Genomic DNA, 24,143 nt, shown 5'->3' with positions numbered 1-24,143 from the left:
TCATCGAGGCGCCCTTCGCCGGATTCCTCAATGCCCGGTGGCGACGTATTCGTGAAGTGAATAGACAGTGTTGCCGAACCGCGTTTCGACCTCAGCTTCGACAGCTTCCAGCCAGGCAGTCAGTTCATGGTTCCCGTTTACTCATCGCGCCCATGCCCGCGCCGCGCGAACGCGCTCCCCGGCTCCCTTTGCCCGTTTCGCTTCGCCGGAGAACGCCGGGATAAGGCCATATGCGCCAGAACCGCGCAGCCGAGAACGGGCGTCAGCCGCTTCGTGCGCCGCGAACCCACTCCCCCAGTAGCGCACTCGCGGGCGGCCCAGCCGTCGACCCTCCCCAGCTGTCATCGCCAAAGAGACAAGGGCTGCGTATGCAGAGGACTACCTGGGCAGCCGACAACCCCGACGATTGTCAGCCCGCTTCGGCGTGTGCTTGCCCCACCAATGCGACGAGTTCCTTTGCTGTCAGGTCGTTCCCCGCGATCGTGTGACGTGAACTCGAATTATGTGCGCTGCCGTCTGAGTCGTAGACCACACCACCGCTCTCACGCACGATGACCGCGCCTGCGGCGATGTCCCACGGATTGTTCGACAGAATGACGCATCCGTCTGTGCTGCCGTCGGCCACACAGGCGAGGTCGAAGGCGGCCGATCCGAACATCCGGATCCGCTCGGCGCGAGCGGCCAGCAGCGCCGTCAGTGAAAGTCGTGGACGGTTTCGCTGTGCCGCATCCTGCCCTACCGCATAGTCGCCGATCGAAATGATCGATTTCGAGAGTCGCGACGACGTCCCGACGTGGATGCGTTCGCCATTCCGGTAGGCACCCATTCCCGAAGCCGCATAATATTCGCGATGCAACGTGGGCATGCTGATAACACCGATCGCCGGCTCGTGATTTTCGAACAGTGCAAGCGATACGCCAAAGAGCGGTATTCCATGAATGTAGTTCGACGTTCCGTCTATGGGATCGAGAGCCCAGAAAGCCCTCTCATCCAAACGGTGGTGTTGGTGGTCGCCCTCTTCGCCGAGGAATGCTATGTGCGGAGCTTCTACGGCGAGAAACCGGCGAATATGTTCCTGTATCGCTACGTCGACATCCGTAACAAAGTCGCGGTCACCTTTCGACGAAACCGAACCCACTCTTTTCGACTCAAGAATCGACACACCGCCGGAGACTGCACGGCGTGCGATATCAAGCAGTGACTCCCTGGTTGTACTCAATTGCGGGTTCCGTTCCCTTTCTCCACATTTCCTCGAATACTGTTGCGAAAGTCTGGAAGATTCCTTCGCCCCCCTTCCTCTTGGACACAAATGTAGGCGATTCAAGGCCACGAGCGAAAGGCAGGTATGGCTGCATCACGCATATTTCCGAGTCGATAATACACAAATTGAAGCGTACCGGCGCATCGTAAACGCGGATCTCGATCCCACCGGCCGTCTCGGTTGTCCGACTGGACTGAACTCGCTGCAACATATGAATGTTAAGTCTCGTCAGATTCACCAACGCGCCTGATGCATGGCCTTCCTCATGTTCTCTTTCGGTGATATTCGACCCGTTCGGATCGAGGAACAAGCAGCGTATCGTGGTTCCATTCAGCATCATTCGTCGCATTTCGGTATCCGAGCACTGTTGACAAAGGATGTTCAAAGACAGGCCGACGAGATCAATCGTGCGGGCTTCACGGAACAGCTCTTGCGGTGGGATCGCTTTCAAGAAGTCGGCGCGTCGCGCAAAGACGCTCTCGATGTCAGAGATTTGGCGAGCGCCGGAACTGGATGGTGGTGCGACCGTCATCTTATGTGGGAGCAGATCGGTGCCCTCCGTGTAACCAGAGAACAACTCTTCGATGCTCCACCCGGGAAACATCTCCTGAAGTACTCGGCAATGATGCGGATACGGCAGGGTCGAGATATTTCCCGACAGCCATCGATAGAACTGCGCCTTCTTCGGTCCGGCTCCGATGGCGGATGAGTCGATCTTCGAGGCTGCCGCGTCGTACTCGCGGTTGAATGCGGAAACCGTCTGGATGTGTCGTTGCCGAAGTAAAGCCTTGAGCACTGTCCCCACGCTATACCCCTCGTCATACTGCGGCGGTTTGCGCTGATCGTAGCGGAGATGAGCCATAGAAGAAACCAGATCATACAAGCACGGTGCGGATAAGACAGTGCAGGCGTCGACACCATACCGACCGGGCCGACAAAGTTGACTCCGAGTTGGCGCCAACGACCGAAGTCATATGACCGACATCCCGTCTGCTAGCCGAATCCGAACGACACATCGGCCGCAAGGAGGACACGTATGCAGCAGCCCACCAGCATCGGCCGCACCGACATTATGCCTGAATTTTTCAGGCGCTTCCGGCACCGATATGGACCGATGACTGACACTCTCGAAACCGATGTTTTCGCTTTGCTTCAGCCGGGCGGGATGTTGACCGCCGACACGATCGCTCACAACCTGAACGCGCCGAAGTGGCGTGTCGTCCGCGTACTGAACACTCTGCGTGACAAGGGCAACGCTTTCCGCAACCGGCGCGGGGAGTGGCAGCTTTCGGCCGGGAAACGCCGCCCAGAACGGCAGGTGATCCGATGAGCAGCCTCGCTCCCCCAACTCGCGGGCGTCAGCCGGCTGTGGCCGACCTTGCGGCGTTGCTCGAGGCGATGCGGGAAGCCGGATGGGTCGCTACTGCGCCCAACCCGGCCGAGGGCGCCATGCCAACCGAGGCGACCTCCCTGCTCATCGACGTGCCGGGTGGCCGCTCATGAACCAAATGTACTCTGTTCCTTCGTTATTCGTTGAAACGCCCCGCGCGCGATGTGAGTTCTATAGGCGCGTGTGCTCGCTGCCGACCGTCGTCGATCCTCAGACGGGCCGGATAACGATGCGAGCAGGAATGGTCGGCGCAGTGATGATGCCCGCCGATCTGGCACGACGAGTGAAAACCGCACTCGATATCCGTGGGGTCACACCGTTGCCGATCATCGGCCACCCGCGGGCCGGAATGTGGACGTTCCTCGTGCGATCGGATATCCGACCTCCCCGCGACCCCGCCGAGGTCGCCCAGCTCTGGACTGCACGCGTGGTCGTGATCCGTGAAGGTGATATCGCATTGCCGTCCCCAGTGCCGGACGCGCTGGTAGTTCGTACGTGGGTCTCACCGGCTATCAGCGCCTTCCGGCCGTCGGGAGCGGTTGTGATCGAGTGTGCTCGTGCGTGCCTACCCGGGCGGCACCCCCGATGAACACCAGCGGCAGGTCGCCTCACCCTCATGAGCCAGATATCCGACTGACAATCCAGTTCCCCAGTGTGCGAATGGATTTCGTTGCTTGCCTGACCGCCGCCTTCGTGTTTGTTCAAGACATCGCCGTCCGCCGGTCCTGCACTGTCGCAATCGACTCCGGCCACTGCACCGGGCTCCGACGACTTCCCAACGAACGCCTGTACCTACTGCCCTGACTTACACGCCCGCGTCGAAACACCGACCAACCGAATGGCCTTCGCGTCGCCCCGGTGAGACCACACGACACTCACCCGGCCCGGCAGCACGAAGGTGGCCCCGGAATCGAATCCCCGGCACCGCCGCGATCTCCGGGGCCCAAAATTTCCCCGCCGCGCAGGAGGAAGCGACAAGAAGTGAGCACAACAGACCTCCCGCAGCGCATCACGTTGGACCAGTCCCGTCCCAACAGCGCTCGCGTTCACTCCGCCTTGCTCGGTGGCAAGGACTACTACCCCGTCGATGACGTGATCGCTGAGCAACTTGCGCGGAACAAGATCGCGCCCGCGATTGCCGAATCCCGCCGATTCGCGCGCCGCGCCGTCTCCCATCTCCTGAATCACCACCGGATCACCCAGTTCGCCGAACTCGGGTGCGGGTTCCCACACGCCCCGAATGTGCACGACATCGCAGAAGATCACACCCGCAGCGCCCGCACGCTCTACATCGACAACGACCAGCTCGCGGCCAACCACGCCCGCGCCCTGATGGCGGGGCACCACGCCCGCACCGCCGAAATCGACCTCACCGACACCACCGCCGTAGTCGACGCCATTGCCACGACCTTCGACATGTCGGCGCCTATAGCGTTGATACTGTCCGGCACTGCCGAACTCATCGAGGACGCGCCGTCGATGATCGCGGCGTTGGTCCACGCGCTACCGGCCCGGACATGGCTGGTGCTCACCCACATCACCGCCGACGTTTTCGACCACGACATCACATCGGCCGTGAAGGCCCTGCGCGCAGTCGGGATCGCTTACCACCCACGCACGCATGATGACATCGCGTCGATGCTCACCGGCTACCACCTACACACACCAGGGTTGGCCGCCCCGCACCGATGGCGACCCGAATCAATCGGATCGGACCGCTACGGTCACGTCAGTGAACCAATGCACCCCGAAGCGTGGGACCTCAGCGCTTACGCCGCCATCGGACAGCAGTGTCAGGCATGAGCCGATCCCGACCCTCGTGAACGCACGGGTCGCGGCAATAGCGGATGGCTCGACGTGCTGCGTGCCTACAGCGCAGCCTGACCTACGACGAATACGGTCTGCGCTCGGCGCCTCCGTGCGCCGTCACCGATCGTCTGAGGGCTGCGCTGCGTGTATCGCGGCTGCGACGGATGAAGCATGGAGATCGACCACCACGTCTTCGCCGTCGCGGCGGCCACGTTCGGAGACTGCCAACCCGATCAGTGCCAGCTCCGCAGCGCGGTCGCGTAAAGCATATTGGTCGGGGGTTTCCTCCCCGATTTCACCGCTTTCGTCACGATTCCAGGCGGCCACGGCTGCCTCGGCCAACTCGAGGGGCAAACGAACGGAGACCGGCTGAACCCGAGGGGCGATCCATTCACCGATAGCGGCAAGCACTTTCGAATCGTCGAGGTACCTGGTGTTCGGCTCTTCCTCGGTCATGAATGGGAGCGTATGCAGCTGATCCACAGCGTGTCCAACTTTATCCTTGATCCGCCACCACCTCGGGCTCTTGGCCGCCCATGCTCGCTCAAACAGCACTACTGGTCGTTCGCCGGCCGCACTCCCAGCGGCATAGCGGACGTCTGAAAGTCTTGACCGAGAGTCGAGATTTCAACTGCGGTAGTCGAGTAGCTCGGTCAAGTAGTGGGCGCGGTCCTGCTCGCCGAAGTCACGAAGCGCACCGGCGAGCTTGAACCCGAGGTTGTCTGCATCTGGATCGTCGAGGCAGTTGTAGATCCAGTTCAGCGTGAACTGCGTGACTCCGGTATCACTGACTGCGCGGACGTCATCGAGACGCATACCTTCGCCATCGATGAAGCACCGGACCCCGGAGCACGTCTTGGCCAGTAGTTCGGCTAGGTACACCGAGTACGCCAACACCTTGACCGCGCGGAGGGAAGGTTCTTCGTCGGGGTCTTCGGCCATCGATCCGACGACTCCCTGAACGAAAAGACGCTCGGGTCGGTCCCGTCGAGGTTGGCACCTTCTCCTCTGGCCCAGTCGAGGAATCGATGTGCTTCCGCCAAAAGTTGATCACTCACGACGGCATCGTATGTGGTGGGATCGACGCACACGTTTTCACACTCATCGGCAGTTGAGTGCGTTGGCGGCCGACGCTGCGTCAGCTTGTCTGCGTTGGGTTGTCATGTGCCCGAGGCCATTTAGGCGGCGAGGATGTAGTTGGCGTGCCGGTCGAGGTTGTTTCGAGCGCGGTCGTAGCGCATCGTCGTGCGGGGGTCGGCGTGGCGCGCGGCGATCTGCACATCGCGTAGGTCGATACGGCATCGAGCATGGTCGTGACGAAGGTGTGGCGCAGCATGTGCGGATGCATGTGAGGCAGTCGGACCACCGAGACTTCGGCCAGTGCGCGTAGGCGCCGGGTGGCGCAGTGGCGATCCATGCGCCGACCGCGGGTGTTGAGCAGGATCGGTCCGAGGTCACGGTCGGCGATCGCGCGGTCGATACCGCGTCCGACCGCTGGTGGGAGCGGGATCAGCACGATCTTGGAGCCTTTACCGACCACGCGCAGCACTCGATGTCCGTGTTCTTCCCCAATGTCGGCGACGTCGGTGTTGCAGGCTTCGAAGATCCGTAGCCCGAGCATACCGAGCATGACTACCAGGGCGAAGTCGAACTGGTTGGCCGAGTCGCGGGCCGCAGACAACAGCGCTTCGAACTGTAGATGCGAGAGTCCGAGCGTGGGTGACTCGTTGGAAACCCGTGGCCGGCGCACGTACTCAGCTGGTGAGTGTTCCAGGACGCCGTCGATGACGCAGGTCCGATAGAACCCGGCGACTACTGCCATCCGGCGCGCGACGGTCGAGGGCTTGAACTGGCGTACTTCGCGCATCCAACCGACGTAGCGTTCGATTTCGGCCCGGCTCATCGTGAGTGGGCTCGCCCGGTGGTCGAGGCACCAGATGAGGACAGGCGCAGGTCCGAGCTGCAGTGGGTGCGGGAGGTTCCGGAGAATCTGGCGAGGTAGGCGGCTGAGGCCAGCCGCAACACGAGGTCGTCACCAGCGAAGGCGACGTCGATGTCCGCTGAAGTGTTCATGGACAACGATGCCCACGCACAGACGGCTACGGCCACCCGGCAGCCGCAGTGGATGTCCCATTCATCGATCAAGTATGTGCGGGTCGCGGCAATTGAGTGTGTTTGCTTGTTGTTGGCCGACAGCCGTAATACTGGTCGGATGAGGTGGATTCGCGACTTCTACACAGATGAGGGCATCTGGCTCCTGATCGAACTCGATGACGACGGCTGCCCGAACCGGCACGTCGATCTGCGAGGTGCTGACGGTGAGCCGGTCACGGCCGCGTCGCTGGCGGAGGTGACATACGCACGAGACCACGGGGGACTCGCTGCGGTTCAGGTGTACGAACGCAAATACGGTGTGCTCGCGGAGGGTAGCGCCGACGATTGGGATGTCGAGGACAGTGCCCTCGAGCAAATAACGGCCGAGGAATTCGAAATGGCCTGGATGATGGCTCGTCAAGCGATCGAGCACCGTTTTCCTGCAGATAGCTGAGCGGATCTCCTGGCGACAACCCGCTCGGCATCTGCAGATGCGGACGTTCGTGGTTGCGCGCCCTGCGGCATTACAGAGCGTTCTGATATTGCCCGATCCGGCGGAGTCGAAGTGGAGAAGGGACAGCGATGTTTGACAGCTGGTTGCTCAACTGATTGAAATGGTCGAGCGATGACCGACCATGACCCGACCGAACTGAATATCGAAATCGCTCGCAAGCTCTACCCGGTCGGTGAACCCGTGACCGGCGGGTCGCCGAGATTCCTAGACCGGGCACCGTAGGGCTGTTCGTCGACTTGGGCGCGGCACCGCCATGGGGTTTCGTGGATGTACTGCATCTTCCAGACTCTCCGGCGCAGTGGCCGACTGTCGGCACCATCACCGAGTTCGAGGTTGTCCACCACACTCATCACGGCCAGCAAGTCCGACTCTCCCCACTCGATCCCGCTTACCGTTCACGCCCTCGACAGCCCATAGATGAGCAGCGACTCCGGGATCTCAAACGGTCTCTATCGGGTGACCAGGCATAGCAGCTGTGACCGCCGTCGACTGAGGCCACCGACCCGGTCAGCCGGGCTGTGCGTAGGCGGCATTGCGGTGTCAGGGCGGCTGGCAATGCCGCGCGATGGGCGGCGATGGAAGCAGTGCACAATACGGGGTCACGGCGCCTCGAGCAGTGGCGCAATGAGGAGGCAGAAGTTGTGAAAGCGGAGTTGAGGGCGATCGGGAGCCCCGACACCGATATCCAGACGGGGATTTTGAAGGATCGCGACGCTATCGCGATTCGGTTCCTGGCGGGACCGAAGGGGATGGCGGGTGAGGAGTCCTTTGACCTTTTGGTATGTACTCCTCGATGGATCGCTGATCAGGTGGGCCTGACGGGATTGCTCCACGGCCGCCACAAGATCATCGTTGATCGGATAGACCTCGACGCTGTATCGCAGTACCTGCGAGGATACGTCGCGGGGCTTGATGAGCCGACATGGCCCGAGCTTGCCGCCAAACTCGGTCGAATCGGCATGTGGGAGTTCGAGGACTACTGCGAACTCGACCATGGATAACGGCGACGGGCACGACTACTGGACCGACGCTGCACCGGGCCGTGGATACATCCGTGCACAGTTGCGCCTCCTGGCCACAGAGCAAGGTGGTCGTCGCACCTCGATCCGTTCCGGATATACGCCCTGGCGGGTTCGGTCAACGTGAACAGCGGCGTGAGGGGAGAATACTGTCTTCCGCGCAGTCGACAATTGCCGGTGTCTGCAGCCCTGGCTGTGTGTCGAAGACAATCCGTTGGGGGTGGCGATGTTGTCGTCTCCGTTCCCAGTGGGCGGGTTTGAGGACAACATGTCACAATTTCACCACCACCGAGCCGGTCAGCCGATCACGACCGCAGTACAGGCGGCATCGCCAGTGCCGGGTAGACGGGCAGTCGCACGGTAGGCGGCCTGTCAGGGTGTTCGGCCGTGTCGATCCGTTCAGGTTGCCGCGTCGTCAAGCCAATTGGTAGGAACACAGTCGATGACAATTCGAAATACAGTTCTCAGCGCGTCGATCGCTGCAGCGGCACAAGCCCTGGAGTGCACACCTCGAAACGATCGTTGGTGGGTGACCGAACGAAACCTCTGCGACATGTTCGCCCAGAATCATCCTTGGGCCGAAGCAGATGGACATCTGCACGATCCTCGACTGCGGCTACTGATCGCCCACGCACGCGTGCTACGCGACGAGGATCTCACAGGACAGGACCTTTCGGCGGAGACGCCCCCGCATTGCGCACCCGAGGAAGCCGAATATTGGTTGGTTCCACTGCGATTGCAGTCCTGGGAAGCCAGGAAGTGGGATCGGAAATTTCTCTGGCGCTACCACGAGAAACACAGCAGCAGCAACGGCCAAGCCTCCACGTTCCCTCCCGCACATTTGGCGTTGCCAATGCTCGTGTACCCCAGAAAACACCAGGGGCGACCCACCGATATGTCGGACTTCGGCCGGTCGGAAACGCAGTGGACGATTATCGATCAAATCACCGTCGTCCGCGGCACAGCTGAGGAAGCCATTGCCCACCACCTCACGATCAACGAGTGGGAACAACCGGAAGAACCGGCAGAAGCAGCAGTGGTCGACTTCTCCGAAGCCTACCCCGCGTTAGTCTGCCTTCTGGGCGGCGAGCGTGCCTACGGGCGTGCCTCCGAATCCCACGGACGCCTACGGCTTTGGCGGCTTCTGCACTCGATGGCAGGGTCGACCGATATCGACGATATCAACGACTTCGTTGCTCGAATCCGGTGTATGACCTGGCGGGACTGGAGCGACGACATCTGGTACATACACCTGGCAATCGAAGACCCTGTTCAGCGCACCGCCTGGGTGCTGGACGGTCAGGATTTCGACTGATGCGCTGCACGCCAGGACAGCTGAATCGCAATAGAGGTCGGCCTGATCAGCCGCTCAAGGGCGGCGTGCAAGCGACATTGTCAGTGCCGAGGAGGCTGGCCGGTCGCGGTAAGCGGCATTACCGCTCGCTCATGCCAGCGTGAAGCACGTCAGCTCTGGACGTGTGGTGCCGGCGCGGCTTCGTCGAGGTCGCTCTCGACGAAGGGGCGACCCAGGTGGTGCAGGACGCGCAGGCAGGTGTCGATGTCGGCCGCGGTGAGGTCGCCGCCGACATCGCGCAGGACGGCATGCTCGCGGGCGAGGGTCGCGGTGATCGCCGCCCGGCCTTGTGAGGTCAGAGTGATCAGCGGTGAGCGTCGATGCCGCGGGTTGTCGCGCATCTCGACCAGCCCCGCCGCGTACGCATCGTTGACCATGCGCTGCACGAACTGGCGACTCAACGCCAAGGTTCGTCCCATCTGTGGAACGGTCGCGGGTCCGCTGACGTCGAGTGATTCGCAAACGGCGCGAACGCCGACCGACAGGCCTTGCGACAGCGTCTCCTGCTCAACCCGGCGATAGACATGCCGGTAAAGAACGCCGACCTGCGCGAAGACCTCCCGCAGTCGCCGAGCGAGCTCATCAGGTGTCAGAGGATCAGCCACTCCGCAATCATGACACCTCAGTTGTCAAAATGCCAGGGTTATGACACCTTGGTTGTCGTGTTCACCGCTGCCGACGTTCTGGGATTCGACTCCGCCGATGGCACATTGGCCTATCGCGACTCCGGCGGCGACGGAACCCCGGTGGTGTTGTTGCACGCGAGCTTCGTGGACTCCAGCATGTTCGATCCGCAGCTGTCGGCGCTGGGTCGGCACTGCCGGGTGATCGTTCCCGACGCCCGTGGGCACGGTGCATCCGCCAATGCGACCAAGCCCTTCCGTCAGGTCGACGACCTCGTCGCGCTACTACGTCATCTCGAGGTGAGTTCCGCTGTGCTGGTAGGGGTCTCGATGGGTGCGATGATCGCAATCGATGCCGCGGTCGAGTATCCGGAGCTGGCCGATGGATTGGTTGTCAGCGGGCGGGGTATCGGAGAACCCGAGTACCGGAACCGATGGTCCCGCACAGTCGCAACGGCCCAGGCGGACGCGCTGGTGCGGCGAGATGTCGCCGCCTGGATGGATGCATTCGTCTGCTGGGCCGCCGGCCCAGATCGTGCGCTGGACGAGGTCGATCCAGGCGTACTCGCCAAGCTCCGGCAGATGGCAGCACGCACACTGGCCAAACATCCTGTCCCGGAACCGGATCACAGCATTCCCGTGGCCGATGTCATGACCCGCGCACACACTATCCGGTGCCCCGTGCTGGCCGTCGACGGCGTATACGACTCACCCGACCTGACAGCGACGGTGGATCGGCTACTCGACGCGGTTCCCAACGGTCGCCGCGACATGATCGATAACGCGGGCCACTACCCGAACATGGAGCAGCCAGCGGCCTACAACCAGCTCATCGAGGACTTCCTCGACGCCATCGCCACCACCTCTCGCGGGACGCCGTCGACTACATCCACCGAGTAGACCGCCCGGAAGGAGATGCCAGATCGCACCGCTGGATGATCGAGGAGACTCGCACTCTCGTACGCACATCGGCATGTGCGTACGTTCGCCATCGCGCGATCACGGCAAGAAGCGGTTCATCTCGCGTGTGGTTGCCGGTCAGGTTTGGACAGGCGGCACGTCGCGCCGGATCACGCGAAGCTGAGCTGCTGCGATCACTCCCGGAAAGTAGTAGTGGCCCTCCGGTGACAACACAAGATCATCGGTCCGGATCCCGCGGACTTCCCACACGTCCACGGGTCCTCCGGTGTTGTTCATGCGTACGAACCAGTCACACTCGAAGTCGTTGAGCGCAAGGAAGCAGCCGGCCTGCTCGGGTCGGTGGCTTCCGGCAATGCCCCGCGCTGCGCCCATACGCCGCCAGTCCAACCGAATCTCGCGATGGAGGCGCGGTTCAAGACTGACGTCACGTGATAAGACGGCGGCACTCGCCGACCATAGCAACCGCCAGCCGGGCGTTGATCACCGCGACAAACACTGCACCTGCCGATTACGGGCAAGCCTTCTGGTCGATCGCTGCCGCCAGGGTCGTCGTCGCGGTCGTCGTGATGGCCGCTACCAGCGCATCACGACCAAGACGCGTAAGCGGTCAGTCCGCTCTGAGCAAACCCTCGAGCACTCGGCGCAGCACGAGTTCGAACATGTCATCAGGTGGATCTCCGTCGCGGCCCGATTCCTGGAGTGCTGCCGCGAGAAACCGGTGGCCGCCTTGCTCGGCGGTCTTGTGGAGATAGGCCGCCTGGGAGATGCGCCGCGACCGGTCCGCGGTCCGGTCACCCACCTCGGCGCGAGCGAACTGTTGTGCGAGTGCGTTCAGCACCGCGATTACCTGTAGTTTCACCGGTCCCGGCACGTCGATCCCCGCCATGGCCCGTAGCGCGCATTCGAGGTAGGCGATCCCGCGTGGTCCCACCCGCAACGGCTCGACAGGGATGTCCAGCAGCCACGGATAGTTGACGTGGGCGGTCTTCGCGCGGACCGCCAAGGCGATGAGGTCGTCGATCACCGCACCACTGGGCGCCATGTCGAAATCGATCTGCCCGGCAGCGAAATCGACCATGAGGTCGAGTACATCGTCACGACCCGACACGTAGCGGTACAGCGCCGACTGGCTCACGCCGAGTTTCTCGGCGATCCGACGAGTGGAGACAGCGGCCAGACCACCCTGGTCGGCCAGTTCGATCGCGGCGGCTGTGAGATCGTCCCGGCTGTGCGCCGCGGCCGGCCCGCGCCTGCCTTCCGCGCGTTCCCACACCGTCGGCGTCACTTTCGCGGACTGCGCCACTCGCTGTACCCCTATCGCCCGGTGTCTGTCATGCCTTATCTTAAACTGTGTTCACTGATCACAGTTTGGGAGGTTCGAGATGTCAGCCGATGCGAAATGGGGACCGCGACGATGGGCGCACAACGGAGCGGTACGCCTGGCGTTCGACGAGTTCATGCCACACGCAGGCGGAGAACCGTTGCTTATTGCCACCGGGCTTGGTGCGAACCGGCACTGGCTTCCCGACGGGTTCTGTGCGCAATTGGCCGAATTCGGTTTCGCCGTAGGGCGATACGACCAGCGTGACGGCGGTGAATCGACCCATCTGCCACCCACGGCGGTGCGGAACCCGATCACCGCGCTGCTGGCCCGGCGCGGTTCGGCCTACACCGCCGAAGATATGGCCGACGATGCCGTGGCGGTGCTCGACGAACTGGGCTGGAGTTCGGCGCATGTACTCGGTGTCTCACTCGGTGGTGCGGTCGCCCAGCGGGTCGCCCTTCGACACCCCGCCCGGGTACGCACCCTCACCTCGGTCGATGCCATCCCGGGGGATGTCATCGGACTGCGCGCACTGCGCTACATCCGGCTGGGCACGCTCGCGAAGTTCGCCCGGGTGAAGTTTCCCGACACCCGAGCGGGCGCGATCGATGCGGGCGTCGCGGTGGCGAAACTCCTCGCCTCTCCCCGTCACGAATTCGACGAGGCGGCCGTGCGCACCCGACTGGAACACAACCCCGACAGCGGAATTCACGACCAGGAGGCACAGAGCCGGCAGATCGGGGCCCAGTGGAGCGGGCCGGCGATCACCGAGATCACCCGGCCGACCCTGGTCGTGCACGGCGAAGACGATCCGCTGATCAAAACCAATGCCGCTCATGCCATCGCGTCCCGGATTCCCGGCTCTCGGCTGCTCCTTCTTCCCCGAGTCGGACACGACCTACCCGAACACGCATGGAAACCACTGGCAGCCGCAGTCCGCGAACTCGCGGACACCAACGAATGAACCACGTTCACGCACAGAATGCCGAACCACATTCCTGGCGGCACTCGCGGCCCCCATCATCGTTTCCGGAACGAGCATTGCTGGCAGAGAACGGTACCGGCGTTCCCGACGTCAATCTCCGACTGCCTTCCAGCGCGAACAGGCTGAAAACCTGGGCCTCCTCCAGCGGCTCCGGAAGGTAGCGGAGCGGTCCGCAGCGTGGTGGGCCGAAACGGTGCCCTGGTCTGCACCGACATCCCTCTGTTGATAACCCCGGACGTATCCCCTCTACCCACACTGGATTCCACCCGCCTGCTTGCGGGGGCCGCCCACCAGGTTGCCGCCGGGGCACGCCCGCTTCCAACTTGGCACGGCGGCCCTCTCGACTGAGTCGCATGGTCATCGCCCGTACGCAGTGGTATCGGTCTAGCCGACCGAAGCCGGCTGTGCGAGCCGGCAACACACGGCCCCTTTTTCAAGGCAGACGGGTATAGACAGCCAAACTGAAACTCACCGATGTAGCTCGATCTGCGGACCGGATCGCCCTGCCAGGCGGAAACTCCGGCTGCGACACCGTAATTCCTGTTCTGTGGCAATCTGGTGGCGTGAGCGAGAGTGAACGGGTCGGGCATGGTGGTGAAACCGATGCGATCCTCCAGAGGCTTGCGGCCAGCACGGTGGATGTCGTCGGAATAGAGGTTGCTTACGGCCGACGAAATGGGGTTCGACCAGCAGCGCCTCCCAGGTCTCGGCTTATCCGGGTGCTCTTCTGCTGCTCGGTGTTCATCGCTGCTTTGTTGCTGGCTCTCCTGTGCGTAGGTGTGGCCTGGTTCGGGTTCTTGATTTTTCTCTTCTAGCGGTCTGCGACGCCTTCGAACGGACCCCGATCAGGCTTGCTGCACCGGCCGGATGCAGACGTTCGAGACCGCCCGCCCGGCGGCGTGTTCGGCGCCGGACTAGGCAGGGCCGCCCAGTAGATCCCACCGGTTGCCGGCGATGTCGAAAAAGACGGCGACACAGCCATAGGGCTCGGACCGTGGTTGCGTCACGAACTCGATTCCCGCTGCGACCAACCGAGCATATTCGGACTGAAAGTCATCGACCCGCAGAAAGAACCCCACGCGTCCGGCAGCCTGATTACCGACTACAGCTGCCTGCCGTTCACCATCCGCCCGCGCCAGAACGATCCCGGTTTGCGCACCTGGCGGACGAACTACCACCCACCGCTTGGGTCTGCCGTCATTGGTCAACGACGGCACGTCCTCGATCAGGTCAAACCCCAACACCGCGACGAAGAACTCGATCGCCGGGTCGTACTCCTCGACCACGATCGTCACCAGCTCCAGATGCATCATCTGAGCATAGGAAGCGCGGCTCATCAGCCTGCTGCTCCAGCGGTGGTTCGATCAATCCTGTTGCAGGACGAATCGTTCCGCAACGTTGCGGCCATCGAGCAACTCGCCGGTCTGGTGAAACTCATGGCGGCCTACGACCAACAGGAGGGTCGGATCGCACGATCGATATCCGACGGTTGGCTTCGCCACGACAGCGGGTTCTTCGCCGACGCCGTTGTGCCACAGGCGCTGATCGCGGCGGTGAATCGAGGAAAACAGTGCGGAGAGTTCGCCTCCACCATCGATGCCCACGTCGCTGCCGAAGTGATCTACGACTGCTACCTGCAGACCCTCAATCGCTGGCTGCATTCGGAGACGCCGTTCTCGCTCGAACGCGCATTGGAAGCCAAGCTGGAGGTCCTGGTGCATGGTCTTCAATGAAGCGGCGCGAACTCAGCACACGAATCACCATGCCCCGCCGCCACGTTCGGCGACCACGCTCGGGCCGCGGGGCGGCTTGGCCGCAGTCGCCACCGGTCTCAGTGTCATCGACAGCGCGGGTTGCGGGCTCACCCCTCCTCGCGGTGAGGGCTCGACAGGATCCGTGGTCGCCACCGACCTGTAGTTGCTGTGCTACGGCCGTGACATCGACCCGGACCGACCGATGTGGAACTGGCAGTAACCGACGACACGATCGTGATCGCTTGGGGCACAACACCGCACATCGGTAGGTTTCGGGTTTACGAAGGCACACCGGTCGATTCGTCGGCCACTGAGGCCGATACCCCTTGAAGGAACAACAACGATATGCCTGGTAGTAGCGAACCCGCAGTGCGTTACTACGCATTGCTCGATGACGAGAGAGGCTACGCCGATGGCGTGCGCACACGTCGAATCACCGGCCTCGTGCGCCGGACCGCAACCCGACCGGTACCCACCGACGAAGCGCTTGGCAGGGACTTCACGTGGGGTCCTACCGACTATCTCCGACGGTACAGGCCCGGAACGGACGAGCCTCACGAGGAGATCTCGGCTGAATCAGCCGAGCGATTCATTGCAAGTTGGCGCGCCTCGGGTGCGCGTCACGAGACAAACAGCTCAGCCGCAGGAGCCGCCGCCCCAGACTCTGCTGCGCCGAGCCTCGTCGATCGATCGGCCGACGCCCACCCCGCTACCGAGCTCTGATGGCCTGATAGTTGACCTCGCGGCTTCTGTAGTCGCGGTATGACAGTGCGTTGCGGGTGTAGGTTCGCCCGGGCGTTGCGATGGTCCGAAGGTCTCGGCTACTCGGGAAATTCAGCCACGTCGAGGTCCAATGCAGTGGCGAGATCGATTGTTCTGCGGGGAGTGACGCATTGCCTGGCCAAACTCAGCTGGTCGAGCTTGTCATGTCGGGCTTGGAACAGGAACAACGCAGCGGGATGCTGTCGCAACTGATCGGTATCGAGTCCGTCTGCGGTTCTGTAGGCAGCGGCTACGAGTGCTGGAAACGCTGAACGCAGCGCAGCTGCCCATCCCTCGACCGCACTCAGCCAAGCACTGGTGGAGGCATCCCTGGTGGAGGAGAGCCGTGCGATTGCCTGGCTCAGTTCCGACCAGGTGTAATCGGCCCACGGCTTTGTTTTGAGGACCGCCAATTGCCATTGGTTTCGGACTTGTGACCAGTGATCGATACGTGCCGGGAGCGAGTGAACTACGAAGTCCGGCAGGCTGAGTGCACTCAACGCCCCGCCGTGGCAAGCCCCGGTATCCAAGCCCAGAACTCGGTTATCGCGCACAAGTGGCACGTGGCCGGTGACGTGGTGACCGAACACGATTGGCTTGGCATCGGTGTAATGGTCGTGCCAGAAGGTGTCAGGGAACAGTGCCTGGAGCTCACGCTCACCGCGTGTGGAGCCACAGAGGATCTCCTCACGTTGGTCGGTGAGTGGGATGCCGGGCACCATACCGGCGTGTACGACGCGGACATGATCGTTCTCGAAATAGTAGGGAAGTGTCCGCATCCAATCGACCATGTCGGCGTAACCATCGCCTGCCTGCAATCGCGTGATTTCCTGGGCGTAGGAAAAGATCCCGCGGACGTGTTTGCGTTCGTGGTTTCCCATGATGGCTACCGAGTTCGGGCGTTCGCGGAAGAAGTTGACGACTTGGTACGGCTTCGGGCCGCGGTCGACAAGATCGCCGACGCTGACGAGCAGGTCATCCTTAGCGAGCTCGATCTTTTCGAGTAGCTCGACCAGTTCGTCGAAGCATCCATGTATGTCGCCGACGATGACAGTGCGCTGCATCGGAGGACCGTAGCCGCAGACCCGTTCGGCGAACAAGAGAATATCGCCGTTGTGAATGTGCGGAATTCGGCAGTTGAGTGCGTTCGTCGGCAGACACTGCGCCGACTTGTATGCGATGGGTTGTCATGTACCCGAGGCCATGTAGGCGGCGAGGATGTAGTTGGCGTGTCGGTAGAGGTTGGTTCGAGCGCGCCCTAGACAACCGCGAGTCAGGACCAACCCACCACAGGCGCAGCTCGGCACAACAGCTGCGCGCCTTCCGTGACTCGCCCCTGACGAATCATCAATCTCGCCATCACATCGATGTTGTTGCCGAGACGAAAACCCGGTTCCACTACCGCAATCGCCTCGTCGAGCCGCCCCACCGAGACCAGCAAGTCGGACAGATACGCTGCACCCTCCGGTTCCCCGACTTCCGGACGAAGCCGCAACTCCTCGACCGCCTGCACGGTGCGGCCGCAGCTGCCGAGCATCCCGGCGCGCAGCACGAACAGCTCCCATGTCATGGCACCTGCCATCTCGACGCAATCGTCGATCAGTGCCAGGGCTTCGTATGGACACTCCTGCTCGAGGAGCAACATGCAAAATAGCTGCAGGGAAACAACATCCAAAGGATCCATAGCCTTACGCAGCTCTACCAGTCCCTCACCGATCCGGCCAGCACGAAGCAGCAACTGTGCCAGTGCCGCGTGTGGATGGTATGCCGCATGACAATTCTCGGGGTCAGGCATCGCACGGATAGCCGAAGCCACTCGATCCACGTCGACACCGTCGGGCAGGTGCTCGACCGCATGGCAGATTTCTCGAGCATCGGAGAGTTCTGCCAGCAGTTCACCCAACTCCTCGTAACGCTCATGACGGATCAGCACCGCGATCAACTGTTCAATGATGTTGCTGCAAAACAGATCCTCGCTCAGCAGCGTGACAGCCTCATCAACCAGTCCTTGCCGCTCGAGCACCACCGCCAACAGTTCGACGTGCAAGGCAATTCCGTCGAACCCCGCACCGGACAGCCGCTGACGGTCGATGGCCTCGCGTAGCAACCGGGTGACTTCTTCGTCGCGACCCAATCCCCCACTGATCTCAACCAGCGCCCGCACATGAAACCAGTCATCGACACCAGGCCGCAGCAGATCGACTGCCTCACCGACGCGCCCGACGTCGGCCAGCAACCTCGCCGAATACTCGATGGCTTCGCGATCACCGCTCACGACCTTGGAACGACACAGCGCAAGAGCCTCGTCCGTGCGCCCGCAGTCGGCCAATACCGTGGCGACAGCCTCCATAGCTGTCCACCAGCCGGTCTCGGCGAACGGCCGCAACACCTCGATCGCCGCGTCGTGCCGACCGTTGCGGTGTTCCACGACCGCCAGACCGTGGGCGCAGAACCAGTCGCCTTGCCCGGCCCGCCGCGTGACCTCCTCGAGATGCCCGAGCTCGATCAGCAGCGACACGTCCCACTCGTGCAACCACCCGTCATACCAACGTCGACGCCGTTCCAACTCGGCTGCATCCTTCACCATCGGAACGGTATCGCCCAAAGGATGAGCGGGACCTTCTGCGTCCAAGAGGTGCTAGAACCTGTGCATGGCATACAGGTTCACCGCGCTGGTTGCGTGCGGGCTCGATGATCCAGACGTAGACGATTGTGTAATGGCGGGTGTGGCCGAATCGAACGACGAAGACGGGTTCTCTCTATTGCTCATGTGCGATTTCGAGGAACCCGACGAACAGGAAGTGGCGCTGGGCATGGACACCCATTGCGTAGTCACGCGCGATCAGGGCACCGCCTACGGCTGTGTCCGTGAGGTGGAGTTGAGCGGGGACGTCCTCCGCGTGAGCTTGAATCCCGAAGCGCTCGAAGATCTCGGCCTGTCCGATGCAGTGGTCGAGGCTCTGCTACGCGCGCCGGAAGCGGAGCTGGCACGTCTGCGCGAAGTGCTGCCACGAATACTGGCCTACGGACGTCCCGAATCCAGGCCACGACTGATCATGTCGTAGCAAGACAATCCTGCTTGCCTGGATGCGAGGAGAACACCTCGCTAGCGCTTCTGGCCGACGCCCCCGAGGATGCAGTGGCGGACGTCGGAGAGGGGGGTGAGGTGGGGGCCGTCGGGCCACCAGTCGTCGCAGCGGACGAGGCCGGGCTCGATCAGGGTGGTCGTGCCGAACATGGCCTGGATTTCGGTGCGGGTGCGGAAGCGGCCGCTACCCATGGGGCTGTGGATGAACTTCTCTTCCATCTTCTTGGCCAGTTCGCTGTAGTCCGGGGTTTCGGGGTCGTGGAAGTGGGCGATGGCGATGAAGGAGCCGGCCGGGAGGGCGTCGATGTAGGTCTGCATCAGGGTGGGGGCGTCTTCGCCGAGGTAGTGGTGCAGGGTGCCGATCTGGAACAGGGCGATCGGGCGGGTGAAGTCGAACTCGGTGCGCACGATCTCGTTGCCGAGGACGTCGAGGGGCGCGAAGATGTCGGCCTCGGCGATGTGGGTGCGGCTGTTGCTCGCCAGCAGCGCTTTTCCGTGCGCCAGGACCGAGGGGTCGTTGTCGACGTAGACCACCCGCGATTCGGGATTCACTCGCTGCACGACCTGATGGGTGTTTTCCGCCGTGGGTAATCCCGATCCGAGATCGAGGTATTGGTCGATCCCCATTCTGGCGAGGAAGCGGCACACGCGGATGAGGAAATCGCGGTTGGCCCAGGCCAGATCGTTCACCTGTGGTGCGACGGTGCGGACCTGGGCCAGTACGGCGCGGTCGACCTCGTAGTTGTCCTTGCCGTTGAGCGCGGCGTCGTAGACGCGAGCGATACTCGCCCGTGTCGTATCGACTCCGACGGGCACGGAGCTGGGGTATGCGGCTGAAGCGTGCGACATCGGATGCCTCCGTGGTTTCGGACGGGCGCCTTTCCGAATTCAGCCTAGATGATCTATTCGCTTGGTAGGGAACGTATCTCGATGGGGCGATAGTTCAGAGCTGGGCTTCGACGGCGCGCACGACCTCGGGGTCGTCCGGGGTGGTGCGCGGACGGAACCGCGCGGCCACCGCGCCGTCGCGGGCGATGAGGAACTTCTCGAAGTTCCACTGCACGTCACCGGCCGCGCCCTCGGCGTCGGGGGTCTCGGTGAGCACCTCGTACAGCGGGTGCCGGTCGTCGCCGTTCACCGAGGTCTTCGCCAGCAGCGGGAAGTCGACACCGTAGGTGACCGAGCAGAATTCCTGGATCTCCTCGGCACTGCCGGGTTCCTGGCCCATGAACTGGTTGCACGGCACACCGATCACGGTGAAACCGCGCTCGCCGTAGTTCTTCTGCAGGTCGACGAGGCCGCTGTACTGCGGGGTCAGCCCGCATTTCGAGGCCACGTTCACCAGCAGCACGGCCTTGTCGCCCGCCAGTTCGCCCAGCGTGGTCGGCTCGCCGGCCAGGGTCTGTACCGCGATGTCCCGAATGTTCGCGCTCACGTGTGCACCACCAGATTCTTCTCGACGTGGGTTCGATCGCCACCGTACCGGAGCCGCGAGCCGAAATCCGTGTCCCGCTGGACGGGAATTCTGTAACACGTTCTTGTTTTGTCGGCCTCCACGCGGCACCATTTCGGTACACACCCACCACCGGAGGCAGCCGTGACCGACAACAGCCCGCGTACCGACACCGTCCGGCCGCTGCGCGAGAACACCGTCGACCTGTGGGATTTCGAGGTCGACGTGGTCGTCGCCGGCTACGGCATCGCGGGAGTGTGTGCCGCCATCGAGGCCGCGCGCGCGGGTGCGAAGGTGCTGATCCTGGAACGCACCGGCGGCTGGGGTGGGGCCGCCGCGCTGGCGGGCGGCTTCGTCTACCTCGGCGGCGGGACGGCGCTGCAGCGTGCGCTCGGCTTCGACGACACCCCCGAGAACATGGCCACCTTCCTGACAGCCGCGCTCGGCCCCGGTGTCGATGCGGCCAAGATCGCCGACTACTGCGCGGGCAGTGTCGAACACTACGACTGGCTCGTGGACTGCGGTGTGCCCTTCAAGGAGGAGTTCTGGGGCGAGCCGGGCTGGGAGCCGCCGCACGACGAGGGCCTGATGTATTCCGGCGGCGAGAACGCGGCGCCGTTCCTCGATATCGCCAAACCCGCACCGCGCGGGCATGTTCCGCAGCTGGCGGACAAGAAGATCGGCGAACGCAGCGGCGGCTACATGCTGATGAAGCCACTGGCCGACACCGTCGCCGAGCTCGGTGTCGCCGTCGAATACGACACGCGCATCCGGCGGCTGATCGTCGACGCCGACGACCGGGTGGTCGGCCTCCTCGCGACCCGGTTCGGTAAGCCGATCACGGTCCGGGCTGCCCGCGGCGTGGTCCTGGCGACCGGCAGTTTCGCTTACGACACCGAGATGATCGACCGCTACACCCCGCAGCTGAGCGGCCGCCCCGGCGCGGCCATCGAAGAGCACGACGGCATCGGCATCCGGTTGGCGCAGGCGCTGGGCGCCGAACTGGCCCACATGGACGCCAGCGAGGTCGCGATCTTCGGCGACCCGCAGATGATGGCGCGCGGCATTCTCGTCAACGGGCGCGGGCAGCGCTACATCGCCGAGGATACCTACCCCGGTCGGATCGGCCAGGCCACCCTGTTGCGGCAGGAGAACCAGGCCTTCCTGATCCTCGACGAACGATCCCTGGAGGAGGCCCTCGCCACCGAGAGTTCGACCCCGTTCTTCCGGTTCCCGCCCAAGTGGGTCGCCGAGACGGTCGCCGAACTCGAGGCCGAGATGGGTCTGCCCGAGCAGGCGCTGCAAACCACGGTCGCCACCTACAACCGGCACGCCGCCAACGGCAGCGATCCCCTGCTCGGCAAGAAGCCCGAGTGGGTGCGCCCGATCGAGGGCTCGCTGGCCGGGTTCGATCTGCGCGGTTTCACCGCCGGATTCACCCTCGGCGGGCTGCGCACCGATCTGGATTCGCGGGTGCTGCACGTGAGCGGAGAACCGATTCCCGGACTGTTCGCCGCCGGTCGGTGCACCTCAGGGCTGTGCGCGGGCGGTTATGTCAGCGGGGCCTCGCTCGGTGACGGCAGTTTCTACGGTCGCCGCGCGGGTCGCGCCGCGGCGGCCGGTACCTACTGAGTCCCACCGGACGCCGACTGTCAGTACGCTGCTTGCAGCACCCGGCCCGACGCCGAGTCAGGCTGTGCTCGCGGTGTTTTCACGCGGGCCTCGGGTGTATCCGTGTTGGCTACGACAGATGCAGTGCAGGATCGGAGTTGGACAGTGCAAGCAGGTGGGACGTCCGCGGATTACGTGATCGTCGGCTCCGGGTCAGCGGGGGCGGTGCTCGCGAACAGGCTCAGCGCCGACGCGGGCACCACGGTCGTACTGTTGGAGGCGGGGCCCGCCGACGACGACAAGTTCGCCCATATTCCGGCGGCGTTCTCGAAACTGTTCCGCAGCGAACGGGATTGGGACTACTCCACCGAACCGCAGCCCGCGCTCGGTGACCGCCGGATCTACTGGCCGCGCGGCAAGACTTTCGGCGGCTCGTCGTCGATGAACGCGATGATGTGGGTGCGCGGTTTCCGCGCCGACTACGAGGAATGGGGGCTGCTGGCGGGCGAGAAGTGGAACTTCGCCTCGGCCGTCGAACAGTTCCGCAAGATCGAGAACGTGCAGGACGCGCAGTTCCCCGACGAGGGCGCGAAGGGGCCGCTGCACGTGCAGCGTCAGCGCAGCCCGCGCGCCTCCACCCATGCCTTCCTCGAGGCGGCGCGGCAGGCCGGCCACAAACTCGAGGCCGCGAATCGTCCGGCGCCCGAAGGTTTCACCCAGACCATGGTGACCCAGCGCGACGGCAGGCGCTGGAGCACCGCCGACGCCTACCTGCGGCCCGCGATGAAGCGCGCCAACCTCACCGTGCGGGCCGAGGCACTGGCCACCCGGGTGCTGTTCGAGGGAACCAAGGCCACCGGCGTCGAGTTCCTGCACGACGGGCAGACCCACGTGGTGACCGCCGCCAAGGAGGTCATCCTGTGTGGCGGCGCGGTGAACAGCCCACAGCTGCTGCAGCTTTCGGGCATCGGTGACCGCGAACAGCTCACCGAGCACGGCATCGATGTGGTCGCCCACTCCCCCGAGGTCGGCGCCAATCTGCAGGACCATCTGATCGCCGCGCTCGGCTACAGCGTGGAGTCCGATTCGCTGTACACGGCGGAGAAGCCGCTGGAACTGCTGAACTATCTGGTGCGGCACCGGGGCATGCTCACCTCCAATGTGGGTGAGGCGTACGGCTTCGTGCGCAGCGAACCCGAGCTCGAACATCCCGACCTCGAGCTGATCTACGCGCCGGCGCCGTTCTATCACGAGGGCCTGGTCGAGGCGACCGAGCACGGTGTGGTGCTCGGGTCCATCCTGCTGCGCCCGCGCAGCCGTGGCCGGATCGGTCTGGCCTCGGCCGACCCGACCGCCAAGCCGGTGATCGATCCGCGCTACCTGTCCGACCCCGACGGCGCCGACCTGGCCGCGCTGACCGCCGGTCTGCGGGTGTGCGCCGGGCTCGCGGGCCAGCCGGCGCTCAAGAGCACACTCGGGCCGCTGATCTACCCGCCGCAGGCACCCGATGACCTCGAGGCGACGATCGCGCTGACCATCGAGAAGTTCTCGCACACCCTGTACCACCCGGTCGGCACCTGCCGGATGGGCACCGACGCGGCCAGCGTCGTCGGCCCGGATCTGAAAGTGCGCGGTGTCGAGGGTCTGCGCGTGGCCGACGCCTCGGTGATGCCGTTGATCATCCGTGGGCACACCAACGCGCCGGCGATCTTCATCGGCGAGCAGGCCGCCGACTTCATTCTGGCCAGCGCCTGAGCCGACGGTGGTGGCGCGCCGACGCGGCGCGCCACCACCGCTCTCACGCCACGGCCAGCGTCAGCGAGGCGCCCGCGAGCAGCAGATAAGGCAGCGGATAGGCCACGTGCGAGTAGCAGCGGGTGAGCAGCACGGTGATCTCGGCGCCGATGAAGTACAGCACCAACCCAGCCGCGGCGGCCACGGCCAGCGGCCGGTACGCCAGGCCCGCGAGCAGACCGATCCCGCCTGCGGCCTTGATGACGGCCAGCGGCGGCAGCGCCCAGGTGGGCAGCCCGTAGTCGCGCATGTTCTCGCGCACCCAGTCGGCGCGGAACACGTCGATTCCCGAGGCGATCAGCGCGGCCAGGGCGGCGAGCACGGTGACGACGACGTATGCGGTGTTCATGGATTCCTCCGTTTTCGGCGGACGAGCGCCTCTGCCAC

At 63.6% G+C, this 24,143-nt stretch carries 25 protein-coding genes; 12 read left to right on the top strand and 13 right to left on the bottom strand.

Going from position 1 to position 24,143, the window contains the following annotated elements:
* Window positions 1-409: 409 nt before the first annotated feature.
* Together NI2_RS11610 and NI2_RS33050 are read right to left on the bottom strand one after the other, a co-directional pair.
* Window positions 410-1,162, bottom strand: coding sequence for an inositol monophosphatase family protein (locus NI2_RS11610; RefSeq protein WP_208115381.1), 753 nt, complete (start codon window positions 1,160-1,162; stop codon window positions 410-412).
* A 28-nt stretch (window positions 1,163-1,190) separates the two neighbouring features.
* The gene (locus NI2_RS33050) at window positions 1,191-2,066 is read right to left on the bottom strand and encodes a DUF5919 domain-containing protein (RefSeq protein ID WP_084476394.1); all 876 of its coding nucleotides are present in this window, start codon (window positions 2,064-2,066) and stop codon (window positions 1,191-1,193) included.
* 231 nt (window positions 2,067-2,297) lie between these two features.
* Between NI2_RS33050 and NI2_RS11605 the strand changes: the two genes are divergently transcribed.
* The 3 genes from NI2_RS11605 (at window position 2,298) to NI2_RS11600 (ending at window position 4,454) form a co-directional block, all read left to right on the top strand.
* Window positions 2,298-2,591 (top strand): helix-turn-helix domain-containing protein, encoded by a 294-nt coding sequence (locus NI2_RS11605; RefSeq protein ID WP_067489506.1) that lies wholly within the window; start codon window positions 2,298-2,300, stop codon window positions 2,589-2,591.
* Window positions 2,588-2,764 (top strand): hypothetical protein, encoded by a 177-nt coding sequence (locus NI2_RS33745; RefSeq protein ID WP_157104662.1) that lies wholly within the window; start codon window positions 2,588-2,590, stop codon window positions 2,762-2,764. The genes NI2_RS11605 and NI2_RS33745 overlap by 4 nt, the downstream gene beginning before the upstream one ends.
* 868 nt (window positions 2,765-3,632) lie before the next feature.
* Window positions 3,633-4,454, top strand: a complete 822-nt coding sequence (locus NI2_RS11600; protein ID WP_166655797.1) for an SAM-dependent methyltransferase — start codon at window positions 3,633-3,635, stop codon at window positions 4,452-4,454.
* Window positions 4,455-4,577: 123 nt separating this feature from the next.
* Here NI2_RS11600 and NI2_RS11595 read toward each other — a convergent pair whose 3' ends face one another.
* The 3 genes from NI2_RS11595 to NI2_RS11585 all read right to left on the bottom strand — a co-directional run bounded on the left by NI2_RS11595 (window position 4,578) and on the right by NI2_RS11585 (window position 6,363).
* The gene (locus NI2_RS11595; RefSeq protein ID WP_067490304.1) at window positions 4,578-4,916 is read right to left on the bottom strand and encodes a hypothetical protein; all 339 of its coding nucleotides are present in this window, start codon (window positions 4,914-4,916) and stop codon (window positions 4,578-4,580) included.
* Window positions 4,917-5,087: 171 nt separating this feature from the next.
* Window positions 5,088-5,402, bottom strand: a complete 315-nt coding sequence (locus NI2_RS11590; RefSeq protein ID WP_067489500.1) for a hypothetical protein — start codon at window positions 5,400-5,402, stop codon at window positions 5,088-5,090.
* Window positions 5,403-5,598: 196 nt separating this feature from the next.
* Window positions 5,599-6,363, bottom strand: coding sequence for a tyrosine-type recombinase/integrase (locus NI2_RS11585; RefSeq protein ID WP_067489497.1), 765 nt, complete (start codon window positions 6,361-6,363; stop codon window positions 5,599-5,601).
* A 150-nt stretch (window positions 6,364-6,513) separates the two neighbouring features.
* Between NI2_RS11585 and NI2_RS11580 the strand changes: the two genes are divergently transcribed.
* The 3 genes from NI2_RS11580 (at window position 6,514) to NI2_RS33740 (ending at window position 9,402) form a co-directional block, all read left to right on the top strand.
* Window positions 6,514-7,008, top strand: a complete 495-nt coding sequence (locus NI2_RS11580) for a hypothetical protein (RefSeq protein ID WP_208115382.1) — start codon at window positions 6,514-6,516, stop codon at window positions 7,006-7,008.
* 635 nt (window positions 7,009-7,643) lie between these two features.
* Window positions 7,644-8,069, top strand: a complete 426-nt coding sequence (locus NI2_RS11575; RefSeq protein WP_084476361.1) for an Imm8 family immunity protein — start codon at window positions 7,644-7,646, stop codon at window positions 8,067-8,069.
* A gap of 547 nt (window positions 8,070-8,616) precedes the next feature.
* Window positions 8,617-9,402: a hypothetical protein gene (locus NI2_RS33740; RefSeq protein ID WP_133734125.1), complete on the top strand. Its 786-nt coding sequence runs from the start codon at window positions 8,617-8,619 to the stop codon at window positions 9,400-9,402.
* A 149-nt stretch (window positions 9,403-9,551) separates the two neighbouring features.
* On the opposite strand, the gene NI2_RS11565 is transcribed toward NI2_RS33740, so the two are convergent.
* Window positions 9,552-10,046 (bottom strand): MarR family winged helix-turn-helix transcriptional regulator, encoded by a 495-nt coding sequence (locus NI2_RS11565; protein ID WP_067489488.1) that lies wholly within the window; start codon window positions 10,044-10,046, stop codon window positions 9,552-9,554.
* Between the two features lie 57 nt (window positions 10,047-10,103).
* Between NI2_RS11565 and NI2_RS11560 the strand changes: the two genes are divergently transcribed.
* Window positions 10,104-10,964: an alpha/beta fold hydrolase gene (locus NI2_RS11560; RefSeq protein ID WP_208115383.1), complete on the top strand. Its 861-nt coding sequence runs from the start codon at window positions 10,104-10,106 to the stop codon at window positions 10,962-10,964.
* A gap of 628 nt (window positions 10,965-11,592) precedes the next feature.
* Here the strand turns inward: NI2_RS11560 and NI2_RS11550 are convergent.
* Complete coding sequence (locus tag NI2_RS11550; protein WP_208115384.1) at window positions 11,593-12,288, bottom strand: TetR/AcrR family transcriptional regulator; 696 nt, start codon at window positions 12,286-12,288, stop codon at window positions 11,593-11,595.
* A 79-nt stretch (window positions 12,289-12,367) separates the two neighbouring features.
* On the opposite strand from NI2_RS11550, the gene NI2_RS11545 reads away from it, so the two are divergent.
* Window positions 12,368-13,273 carry an alpha/beta fold hydrolase gene (locus NI2_RS11545; protein WP_067489480.1) on the top strand — a complete coding sequence of 302 codons (906 nt, stop codon included), beginning with the start codon at window positions 12,368-12,370 and terminating at the stop codon, window positions 13,271-13,273.
* A 935-nt stretch (window positions 13,274-14,208) separates the two neighbouring features.
* Here NI2_RS11545 and NI2_RS11540 read toward each other — a convergent pair.
* A complete protein-coding gene (locus tag NI2_RS11540; RefSeq protein ID WP_208115385.1) occupies window positions 14,209-14,631 on the bottom strand; it encodes a VOC family protein in 423 nt (140 codons plus the stop codon).
* Window positions 14,632-14,667: 36 nt separating this feature from the next.
* Here NI2_RS11540 and NI2_RS11535 point away from each other — a divergent pair, with 36 nt between their 5' ends.
* Window positions 14,668-15,027 (top strand): TetR family transcriptional regulator C-terminal domain-containing protein, encoded by a 360-nt coding sequence (locus NI2_RS11535; protein ID WP_067489476.1) that lies wholly within the window; start codon window positions 14,668-14,670, stop codon window positions 15,025-15,027.
* An 842-nt stretch (window positions 15,028-15,869) separates the two neighbouring features.
* On the opposite strand, the gene NI2_RS11530 is transcribed toward NI2_RS11535, so the two are convergent.
* Window positions 15,870-16,874 (bottom strand): metallophosphoesterase family protein, encoded by a 1,005-nt coding sequence (locus NI2_RS11530; RefSeq protein WP_067490291.1) that lies wholly within the window; start codon window positions 16,872-16,874, stop codon window positions 15,870-15,872.
* Between the two features lie 209 nt (window positions 16,875-17,083).
* On the bottom strand, window positions 17,084-18,394 hold the full coding sequence (locus NI2_RS11525) for a tetratricopeptide repeat protein (RefSeq protein ID WP_218018524.1): 1,311 nt from the start codon (window positions 18,392-18,394) through the stop codon (window positions 17,084-17,086).
* Between the two features lie 67 nt (window positions 18,395-18,461).
* Here NI2_RS11525 and NI2_RS11520 point away from each other — a divergent pair, with 67 nt between their 5' ends.
* Complete coding sequence (locus NI2_RS11520; RefSeq protein WP_067489470.1) at window positions 18,462-18,875, top strand: Imm10 family immunity protein; 414 nt, start codon at window positions 18,462-18,464, stop codon at window positions 18,873-18,875.
* 41 nt (window positions 18,876-18,916) lie between these two features.
* Here NI2_RS11520 and NI2_RS11515 read toward each other — a convergent pair whose 3' ends face one another.
* Window positions 18,917-19,747: an SAM-dependent methyltransferase gene (locus NI2_RS11515; protein WP_067489467.1), complete on the bottom strand. Its 831-nt coding sequence runs from the start codon at window positions 19,745-19,747 to the stop codon at window positions 18,917-18,919.
* A gap of 94 nt (window positions 19,748-19,841) precedes the next feature.
* Window positions 19,842-20,333 carry a glutathione peroxidase gene (locus tag NI2_RS11510; protein WP_067489463.1) on the bottom strand — a complete coding sequence of 164 codons (492 nt, stop codon included), beginning with the start codon at window positions 20,331-20,333 and terminating at the stop codon, window positions 19,842-19,844.
* Window positions 20,334-20,495: 162 nt separating this feature from the next.
* Here NI2_RS11510 and NI2_RS11505 point away from each other — a divergent pair, with 162 nt between their 5' ends.
* Both NI2_RS11505 and NI2_RS11500 read left to right on the top strand, forming a co-directional pair.
* A complete protein-coding gene (locus NI2_RS11505; RefSeq protein ID WP_067489460.1) occupies window positions 20,496-21,983 on the top strand; it encodes an FAD-dependent oxidoreductase in 1,488 nt (495 codons plus the stop codon).
* Between the two features lie 144 nt (window positions 21,984-22,127).
* On the top strand, window positions 22,128-23,717 hold the full coding sequence (locus NI2_RS11500) for a GMC family oxidoreductase (RefSeq protein WP_067489457.1): 1,590 nt from the start codon (window positions 22,128-22,130) through the stop codon (window positions 23,715-23,717).
* Window positions 23,718-23,760: 43 nt separating this feature from the next.
* Here the strand turns inward: NI2_RS11500 and NI2_RS11495 are convergent, their stop codons facing one another.
* The gene (locus NI2_RS11495; protein ID WP_067489454.1) at window positions 23,761-24,105 is read right to left on the bottom strand and encodes a DoxX family protein; all 345 of its coding nucleotides are present in this window, start codon (window positions 24,103-24,105) and stop codon (window positions 23,761-23,763) included.
* Between the last annotated feature and the right edge of the window lie 38 nt (window positions 24,106-24,143).

It is taken from the genome of Nocardia ignorata NBRC 108230 (assembly GCF_001612905.1).
In the GTDB taxonomy this organism is placed as follows: Bacteria; Actinomycetota; Actinomycetes; order Mycobacteriales; family Mycobacteriaceae; genus Nocardia; species Nocardia ignorata.
The sequence above is the reverse complement of the archived record's forward strand: the minus strand, read 5'-3'. Positions and strand labels throughout refer to the sequence as shown.